This window comes from Stenotrophomonas sp., assembly GCF_050737075.1.
Classification (GTDB): domain Bacteria; phylum Pseudomonadota; class Gammaproteobacteria; order Xanthomonadales; family Xanthomonadaceae; genus Stenotrophomonas.
The window spans coordinates 1-8,932 of record NZ_JBOHXV010000137.1; the positions used below are offsets into that span (position 1 = coordinate 1).

6 protein-coding genes, 2 tRNA genes and 1 pseudogene are annotated in these 8,932 nt (G+C 66.2%); all 9 read right to left on the reverse strand.

Annotation, left to right across the window (positions count from 1 at the left end):
* Positions 1-443, reverse strand: a 443-nt coding sequence (locus ACREPD_RS20850) for a YidB family protein (RefSeq protein ID WP_431601071.1), incomplete at its 3' end; no start/stop codon positions are given.
* Positions 444-720: 277 nt separating this feature from the next.
* Positions 721-1,197, reverse strand: a complete 477-nt coding sequence (pgaD, locus tag ACREPD_RS20855; RefSeq protein WP_431601072.1) for a poly-beta-1,6-N-acetyl-D-glucosamine biosynthesis protein PgaD — start codon at positions 1,195-1,197, stop codon at positions 721-723.
* Positions 1,194-2,442, reverse strand: a pseudogene (pgaC, locus tag ACREPD_RS20860) (poly-beta-1,6-N-acetyl-D-glucosamine synthase). The gene pgaD and the pseudogene pgaC overlap by 4 nt, the downstream one beginning before the upstream one ends.
* 7 nt (positions 2,443-2,449) lie before the next feature.
* On the reverse strand, positions 2,450-4,348 hold the full coding sequence (pgaB, locus tag ACREPD_RS20865) for a poly-beta-1,6-N-acetyl-D-glucosamine N-deacetylase PgaB (protein WP_431601073.1): 1,899 nt from the start codon (positions 4,346-4,348) through the stop codon (positions 2,450-2,452).
* 10 nt (positions 4,349-4,358) lie between these two features.
* Entirely contained in the window at positions 4,359-6,395 is a 2,037-nt protein-coding gene (gene pgaA, locus ACREPD_RS20870; protein ID WP_431601074.1) for a poly-beta-1,6 N-acetyl-D-glucosamine export porin PgaA, read from the reverse strand.
* 499 nt (positions 6,396-6,894) lie between these two features.
* A complete protein-coding gene (locus ACREPD_RS20875) occupies positions 6,895-8,106 on the reverse strand; it encodes a CynX/NimT family MFS transporter (protein ID WP_431601075.1) in 1,212 nt (403 codons plus the stop codon).
* A 203-nt stretch (positions 8,107-8,309) separates the two neighbouring features.
* Positions 8,310-8,386, reverse strand: a tRNA-Pro gene (locus ACREPD_RS20880).
* A 138-nt stretch (positions 8,387-8,524) separates the two neighbouring features.
* A tRNA-Pro gene (locus ACREPD_RS20885) sits at positions 8,525-8,601 on the reverse strand.
* 136 nt (positions 8,602-8,737) lie between these two features.
* A complete protein-coding gene (cydX, locus tag ACREPD_RS20890; RefSeq protein ID WP_431601076.1) occupies positions 8,738-8,851 on the reverse strand; it encodes a cytochrome bd-I oxidase subunit CydX in 114 nt (37 codons plus the stop codon).
* Positions 8,852-8,932: the final 81 nt, after the last annotated feature.

Here is an 8,932-nt window from a genome sequence, read left to right on the forward strand (position 1 = left end):
GGCAACACCCAGCGCCAGAGCCGGAACGGCCGCCTTGCGCCGGTCTTGTCGCCCCCCATCAGGCCTGCGAGGCCGGCCGGCAGCGACGTGGGCATGACCCCGCCGGCGGTGATGGCGCGTATCAGGATGGGAGTCGCGGTGGCAAGCAGCGTGGGCACCATCGCACTGGATGAGCCGGACTTGTCCGCGATTTCCTGGACGGCCTGGGTACCGAGCGCGCTGCGCATCTGGCCCGCATCGATGGTGCGCATGTTGGGCTGGCCTGACAGCCACGAATCGAAGATGTCGCCGAGGCCTGCGTTCTTGAACTTGTCGCGGAAGCCGGCGATGCCACCGGGTTGTTTGAAGATGTAATCGGCTACGACCCCGAGAAACGCCTGTGCATTTTTCCCAAGGCCGGTTGCCCGGGCGACTTCGTCGACCAGCGTCTTGATAGACAACATGATGAATCCCCTCACAGTTAAGTGCGGGATGTCTCCGAGGCGGAATCTACGCCTCGGCGGGGTCAGGGATGTGAAGATGTCTACACATGGGGGAGCGGTGCCAATCCCGCGGTAGAGCCACCCCATGGGTGGCCGCGCGATGCATATTTCACGGTAGAGCCACCCCATGGGTGGCCGCGCGATGCAGATTTCGCGGTAGAGCCACCCCATGGGTGGCTGCGCGGTGCCCGCCGAAGACCAGCCACCCATGGGGTGGCTCTACGCGCGGGTCAGCCGATCAACCCGCCAGAACCTGCTCCGTCAACCCCACCGGCCTTGCCTGGTCGTCCATATGCAACGTCACCGACTTGCCCTGGGCCAGCTGCGCGGCCAGCGCCGGGCTGGCGCTCAGGTTGCGCGCGATCTCGTCCAGCGACACATCCTCGCGCGGGTTGCGGCGTTCCTTGCCGGCAAACCGCAGCCGGTTGTATTCGGCCCACGCGATCAGCAGCACCGAGCAGCACACCAGCATCACCGGCAGCGCAATGACAATGAACGGGTCAACCGACTGCTTGTACTCATACAGCTGCAGGAACGCGAGCTTGCCGCCGAAGAACCACGACAGCGCGGTCACCAGCGGCGCCCACAGGTAGAAGTAAAAGCCCCAGAAGGCAATCGTGACAAACCCCCACGCAGTACGCTGCAGCCGTGGCTGCTGGCGCGATTTGCGGATCAGGCGTGAGTCGTAACGGCGGGTCGGCTTGGTGGCGTTCATCGTATACCCCGGTCAGGACTGACCCAGATCGCCCGCTTGCCCCGGCGCTTGAGCAGCGTCTTGGGCAGGGGCCACCAGGGTCGTGAACAGACTGATGAGCCAGTACGCCATCGGGTACCAGATCACCCAGAAGTAATTACGTCCAATATGCGTTTCGTAACGGCGGTCGATGATCAGGCTGCTGGCGAACTGCAGCAGGCACACCAGCGCCAGAATCACGCCATGCCACTGCGGCAGCAGCGTGGCGATGTACAGCTCGGACGGCAGCGGAATGAACTTGCCCAGCGCCCACAGCACGATGATGGTCAGCATCGTGTACGCCCAGAACACACTCAGGATGTATTCCAGCAGCACGCCCCACATGCGCCGCTTGCGCCAGTCGAACAGCGAACGGCCATGCCGCAGCAGCACTTCCACGCCGCCCTGGGCCCAGCGCAGGCGCTGCTTCCACAGCCCACGCAGGGTCTCGGGCATCAGGATGAAGCACAGCGCATTGGGCTCGTAGCGGATGTCCCAATGGTCCAGCTGCAGGCGCCAGCTGATGTCGATGTCTTCGGTGATCATGTCATCGGCCCAGTAGCCGATGCGGTGCAGCGCCGTGCGGCGGAAGCCGGCAATCACCCCGGAAATGGTGAAGATGCGACCGTACACGCGCTGCGCGCGCTTGATCATGCCGATGATCGAAGAGAACTCGGCCACCTGCAGCCGGCCCAGCAGCGTGGAGCGGTTGCGGATGCGTGGGTTGCCGGTCACCGCGCCCACACGCGGGCCCGAGGTGAGGTGCCACACCATCCAGTGGGTGGCGTGCTCTTCCAGCATCGCATCGCCGTCGATGCAGACCAGGTATTCCGAACGCGCGGCCAACGCGCCCATGCGCAGCGCATTGGCCTTGCCCAGGTTGCGGTCCAGGTGCACCACGCGCAGCCGCGGGTGCAGCGCCGCCAGTGCATCCAGGCGCGCGCCGGTGTCGTCGCGGCTGCCATCGTTGATGGCGATCACCTCGAAGTCCGGGTACTTCTGCGCCAGTGCCGCGCCCAGCGTGTCGTCCAGGTTGTCCGCCTCGTTGTGGCACGGAATCAGGATCGAGGCGAACGGGTAGTGCGTCATCGGCGGCGGGTCGTCGCGCAGGCGCGCCTTGCGTTCGCGGCGGAAGAAGTAATACAGCCCGCCGGACATCCAGAAGAACGCCATCACCATCGGGTAGAAGAAGGCGAACTGGAACAGCAGGTAGAGGAACGGATGCATGGCGGCCTCACTTTTCCTCGTAAGGGAAGGTGCGTGCCGACATCGCTGCGCGCGCATCGTAGGTGGAGGGCTTGCCGGCGATGAAGTCGTCCGGGTACCAGGCGAAATGGCGCACGCCCTGCGCCTGCAGGCGGCGTATCTGCGCGCGCAGGCGTTGCCCGGAAATCGGGGTCTGCGTGCGCCAGTCCACCGTCTGCAGCTCGAACATCGTCTGCGACAGGTCCGGGTCGTGCTCACGCACCGCCAGTACCAGCCGGTCGAGCCACTTCTCCGGGTTGCGGCTGCCTTCCATCCACGGCATCGCCATCAGCGCGGTGTGGTCGTAGGCCTTGTTGAACAGGTCCAGGCGCTGGGCGAACCAGCTGGCGCTCTGCGGCTGCAGCACCGGCTGCGCGTACAGGTTGCGCACCGTGGCCAGCTTCGGGCGCCAGCGCTGCGCGGCGTTGCGCAGCTCCAGCGTGAAGTCGATCAGCGCCTGGGTGCGCGCGCCGTCGTCGCCTTCCTGCGGCAGGTTGGCCAGTTCGGTGTCGCGCAGGTAGGCATCGTCATGGAACAGCAGCCCCTCGAAGTACGAGTTGATCGCCAGGTCTTCGTAGATGTCGTCGATGATGTGACGCACCTTGGGGTTGGTGAAATCGAGCCGGAAGATGCCGTCCTTTTCCGGGCTCTCGATGGCCAGCGCCTTGCGGATGGCCGGGTCCTTCAGCTCATAGCCCAGCACCGGCAGCCACGCATAGACCTTCACCCCGGCGCGGGTCTTGAGCTGCCACGCCACGCGGTTGAACAGGTCCGCACGCATCGGCAGGTGGCGGTTGGGGAAGTACAGCGCGTCGGCCGAGCCATTGCCGTCCGGGTCGGCGAAGGCCTGCAGGAACACGTGGGTCGGGCCGATCTTCTTGACCCGGTCGATCAGCGCGTCCAGGTTCTTGGCCTGCTGCGCCGGGTTGGCGTCGTACACCGCGTCCAGGTCGATCTGCAGCGCCCGCATGCCGTCGCGTTCCACGTCGCGGCGCAGCTCGTAGGCCAGCTGGGTCACTGGCGGGTTGCCGGTCACCAGCAGGCGCGCCAGCCCGTGCAGGTCGCGCGTCACCGGCGTGCTGCGGCCTTCCAGGTCGAACGACACCGGCATGCCCAGCTCTTCGGCAATGCGGTTGCTCAGCGTGTTGTAGGCCGCATACGGCCACACGATGGCCTTCGGGCTCACGCCCACGTTGTCCTGCAGGCGCTTCACGCTCAGCGCCAGGTCGGCGCGCAGGCGTGCCTCGTACTGCGCGGCGGTTTCGTACTGCTTCGTGGCCGGGTCGTAGGTGCGGGTGATCACCGCCGGGGTCGAATTGCCCTGCGGGTTGGACTGCACGCCGTGGTGCTGGTTGTCGGTGTGGCTGGCCAGTTCGACCAGGCCGCTGCGCTGCATCTCGCGCAGCTGTTCCCAGGTGAGGAAGTCGTCGCGGGTGAACGGGCGGTAGCCGTAATCGATCTTGCGATCGGCCGGCATGTCCACGTAATCGGTGATCACCGCCACCAGCGCGGGGTAGTTGTAGGCGCGCAGCAGCGGGAACACCTTGGTGTACACGCTGCGCAGGCCGTCATCGAAGGTGAGCAGCACTGGCTTGGTCGGCAGCGGCGCGCCGCCCTGCGAGGCGGTGATCAGCTGCGACAGCGACACCGGGTGGTAGCCATGCGCCGACAACCAGTCCAGGTGCGCGGCGAAGTTCTGGGTGCTCACCGAATACGCATCGGGGTCGCCCTTGACCGCCACGTCGTCGCGGATGTCGTGGTAGCTGAGCACCAGCAGGCCGTTGTCGGCCGAATCCAGCACCGGCGGCGCGGCGGTCTGTGCCTGCACGCCGCCGCAGACGGCCAGCAGGGCCAGCAGCAGCCAGGAAGTGAAGCGCTTCAAGTCCATGTGTCGCATCTCATTGTCCCCAGCGCAGACCGGCGTCGAGGCCGATGTGTCGTTCACGTTGTCCGTCGTAGACCGGCCGCGACCAGCTCACGCCGTATTCGAAGATGCGGCCATCGGCCAGCTGCCACTCGTGGCGGTATTCGGCCGAGGGCACCAGCGCGCTGCCGAAGCCCTGCTGCCAGTAGTTGCCCAGCGACACCGTGAGGCGGTGGCGGAAGTGCCGCTCGTAGTGGCGCCACAGCTGCTGGTCCACGCGCAGGCCGATCTCCACCGAACGGTCTTCGCTCGGGTTGAAGTAGGGCACGTCATCCATGCTGCCGCGGCTGGCATAGATGCTGCCCAGGCCGTCGAGCAGCAGGGTGGGGCGGGTGAGCAGGCGCTGTTCGATGCTGGTGCTGAGCGTGTCGCGGCGGTTGCCGTCGTCGTAGCGGAACTGGCTGGCGCCTGCGCTCCAGTGGGTCAGTTCATTGCGGCGGTAGTCCACCGCCAGCGCCACGCTGTCGGCGGTGATGCCGGACACGCGGGCCTGCAGCGAGGCGTCGGCGTCGTTGCGTGCGGCGGTCACGCCCGCATGCCAGTGGTCGTTGAACTGCCAGCCGAAGCCGCCGCTCAGGCCGGTGTCGCCAATATGGTCGTTGGCGCGGTTGACGAACAGCTCGGCATCGGCCTGCCCGTAGCGGTAGCGCGTGCCCAGGCCGATCCGCAGCGGGCGGATGGTCTGTTCCTGGTAGGTCACGCTGCGGCGGTCGGCGAAGCTGACCACGCGCCAGCGGTCGTCGATCACCGGCGATTGCACTTCCACGCCATAGCGGCCGTCGTCGTTACCCAGCGGCGAGGCGCCGCCGCCGCCGGAGCTGCGGCCGCCTTCGGCATAGGCATGCAGCTGCCAGCCGCGGTGGGCCTTCCAGCTGCGGTCCATGCGCTGCACGGAGGGCTGGTTGGGGTAGCGCTCCAGCAGCGAATCGTGGATGGGGCGGGCGAGGTCGTCGCGCTGCAGTTCCACATAGGCGTCGTACTGGCCCAGGCGCGCCGAGACGTCGCGCGGGTCCAGCGTGTTGGCCATGCTGTAGCGTTCCAGTGCCCGGCGCGGCCAGCCGCGCATCATGTACACGTTGCCCAGCGAGGACTGCGTGCCGCCGTTGGCCGGCGCCAGTTCCACCATTTTTTCCAGGTCGCGCTGCGCGGTGGGCAGGTCACCGCTGTAGGCGCGGATCATGGACAGGTTGAGGTCGGCCTCGTAGCGCGGCCAGTTCGCATACGGCGCACGCGCGCCGTTGGCCCAGCGCCACGCCGGTTCCTGCGCCTGCCACTTGGTGAGCACGTCAATGGCGGTGTCGGCGCGCTCGCTTTCCAGGTGCGCGTACGCCAGTTCGGAATGCACTTCGCTGCGGCCGGGGTCGGCCTTGAGGGCCGCTTCCAGCACCGGAATGGCTTCGTCGGGGTGTTGGCCGGCCATCAGCGAATCGCCGACGGCGGCCAGCAGGTAATTGGGCACTTCATGGCCTTCGGCGAGCAGGGCACGGTATTCGGTGCGCAGCTGTTCGTGGCGGCCCAGGCGGTTGAGCAGGATCAGACGGTCATAGCGGATCCGCAGCGGCGCGGTCTGCACCGTCAGGCCGTCGCGCTGCAGGTAGCGCTCCATCTGCGCCAGCGCGTCTTCGGCCTCGTCCAGGCGGGTGTCTTCGCTCGCGCCATAGGCCAAGCTCCAGCCGACCCGCTTGGCCAGGTAGTTGGCTTCAAAGCGCTGCTTCTGCGCGTCGTCGAACAGGTCGGGGCGGGCCTGGTACAGCTTCCACGCGCGGTGCGCATTGCCGATGTCGGACAGGGTGAGCACCTGCAGGCGGTACAGCAGGTCGTCATTGGGCGCGTCCACCCGGGCGCGTTCGATCGCGGCAAGCGCGTCGAGCCAGCGCGCCTGGTCCCGATAGGAACTGATTTCTGCCAGGTGGTCTGCCCGCGACGTGGCCGCAAAAGAGGCCGGAACCGACAAGCAAAGCGTGGCGCATGCCAGGCCGACGCAGAGCGTCAGCGGCCGATGGTTAAACATGGAACCCCCGGGAGCATCCCTTCAAAAGAATCTGTTTGTGCGTAAAACGTGACGCACATCACATGCCAATCGTGCCTGACTTGGCGTTTGTTGACAAATTGTTAAGACGCACCATGGCCTCCGCAGCTGTGGGAACAGACGCGATCAATACTTCAACTTATTGATTTATAAGACCATCCGGCCGCCGCCACGGCGTTGTTCCGGGGGTCTGAACACCCTGAAACCGTTCATCGGCCGTTGCCGCAGGTTGCGCGGCAGAACCGATCTGGCTGACCGTGTCGCAAGACCGGTCAGTTACAGACACGCTACGTCACAAGATGCGCACGACGCGTGATGCGGGCGGCGCAACAGCGCGATATGTGACGCCGAACCCATTCGACCCCACGCCCGGGTGCTTAACGATCCGTAGAGCCACGCCCTGCGTGGCTTCGCGGTGTCCGGCGAAGGGCAGCCACGCAGGGCGTGGCTCTACCGCTGCGGCACCGCGCGGCCATCGCGATCACCACACGTCTTCCAGCTTCTGCGGCTTGCACGCCACCCAAGACGCACACAACAACACCAGCGCACACACCAGCAGGAACCCGAACGGCAGATGCCAGCCGCCGCTGATCGCATGCAGCCAGCCAAACAGGAACGGGCCCAGGCAGCTGAACGCATAGCCCACGCCCTGCATGAAACCAGACAATGCCGCCGAACCGGCCGGGGTACGCGTGCGCAGGTTGATCAGGGTCAGCGCCAGCGGGAAGGTGGAGGGGCCAATACCCAACAGCACCGCCCACAGCCACGGGGCCTTCATCGGCGCAAACAGCAGCCCAGCAAACGCAATCAAAAACGCGCTGAAACCAATCACCACCAGCGGGAACGGGTTGCGCAGGCGCACCGCCAGGGCCGGCATGGTCAGCGAGGGCAGCAGCCCCAGCGCGGCGAAGATCGCCACCATGATCCCGCCGAAGCGCGGCGTGGCGCCGGCTTCCACCACGATCCGCGGCAGCCAGGTGAACATCGAATAGGTCATCAGCGAGGTCATGCCGAACATCAGCGCCATGCCCCAGGCCAGCGGGGTGCGCCAGACCTTGCCGTGCGGCTGGGCGGCCGGGTCGGCAGCGGTGTCCAGCGGGTCCGGGTGCGGGCGGCGGCGCGCCAGGGCGATCCAGGGCAGGGCGGCGGCCACGGCGAAGATCGCCCAGATGCCCAGCGACACCCGCCAGCCGGCCTGTTCGGCCAGCGGCACGGCCAGCAGCGCCGGCACCATCGTGCCCAGCTGCAGCACCGTTATATAAAGCGTGCTCACGGTGCCCACGCGGTTGGCGAAGTAGCGCTTCACCAGCGGTGGCACCACCACGTTGCCGATGCCCATGCCGGCCAGCGCCACCACCGAACCGAACAGCAGGCTGCCCACGCCGCCGGCCATCGAGCGCAGCAGCAGGCCAACGGCCGCCAGCGCCATCGCCAGCAGGGCGGTGCGTTCCAGTCCGATGCGGCGGGCGACCATGGGTGTGGTCACGCCGAACAGCGCGAACGAGGCGGTCGGCAGCATGCCGAAGACGCCGGTCATGGTGGTGCCGAAGCCGAAGGTCTGGCCCAGCTGGTCCAGCAGCGGCGTCACCGAGGTCACCGCCGTGCGCAGGTTCAGCGCGGCCAGCAGGATGGCGGAAAAGGCCAGTACGCGCCCGCGAAGCAGGGACGTGGAATGGGGATCGGCAGGGGTCATGGCAGGCATCTCTAAAACGGTGTGCCAACAAGCGCGTAGCGCCGGGCTCTGCCCGGCATTACGTGGTGCTGGCGGTTCGCGTAGCCGGGCAAAGCCCGGCTCTACGCGCGTGGGGTGTGCACATGGTACGGGGCAACGCGAACGACAAATACAAAAAAGCCCGGAGGACATTCGTCTTCCAGGCTTCAATGTGACCACTTGTATGGTCGGGGAGACAGGATTCGAACCTGCGACCTCTACGTCCCGAACGTAGCGCTCTACCAGACTGAGCTACACCCCGTAAGGAGCCGCCTATTGTATCGATCCCTCCCTTCGGCGGCAAGGGGGACCGTTGTTTCACCTTCGGATGCCGTGTTGCCACGACCTTGACAAAAAAGCCTGAAAATCGTGTTTCCAGGCTTCAATGCGACCACCGAAGTGGTCGGGGAGACAGGATTCGAACCTGCGACCTCTACGTCCCGAACGTAGCGCTCTACCAGACTGAGCTACACCCCGAAGGAGCCGACAAGGATACGGTGTGATGACGCCTTGGGCAACCTTTTTTTACGGTTTGGGAGCAGCCGACTAACAGTCGGCTCTACCCAGTCAGCTCTACCCAGTCGGCGTCCCCAGTCGGCGATACCCGTCGGGGTTATCGGGCGTCGCGGTCTGTGGCGCCGGCCTCTCGTGCTTCAAACCACATGCCGTTGAGGATGGCGGCGGCCGAGGCCAGGCCGGTGCCGAGGATCCAGGCGAAATACCACATGAGGCTTCTCCTTATATGTGTACCGACTAACAGTCGGTACCTACGGCCGGGCAGAGCCCGGCGCTACGCGGTGGGTGCCGC

Bases quoted from the DNA above. Each gene is read 5' to 3' on its own strand.
- pgaD (WP_431601072.1), bottom strand. From the start codon at position 1,197: ATGAACGCCACCAAGCCGACCCGCCGTTACGACTCACGCCTGATCCGC.
- pgaB (WP_431601073.1), bottom strand. From the start codon at position 4,348: ATGGACTTGAAGCGCTTCACTTCCTGGCTGCTGCTGGCCCTGCTGGCC.
- pgaA (WP_431601074.1), bottom strand. From the start codon at position 6,395: ATGTTTAACCATCGGCCGCTGACGCTCTGCGTCGGCCTGGCATGCGCC.
- ACREPD_RS20875 (WP_431601075.1), bottom strand. From the start codon at position 8,106: ATGACCCCTGCCGATCCCCATTCCACGTCCCTGCTTCGCGGGCGCGTA.
- cydX (WP_431601076.1), bottom strand. From the start codon at position 8,851: ATGTGGTATTTCGCCTGGATCCTCGGCACCGGCCTGGCCTCGGCCGCC.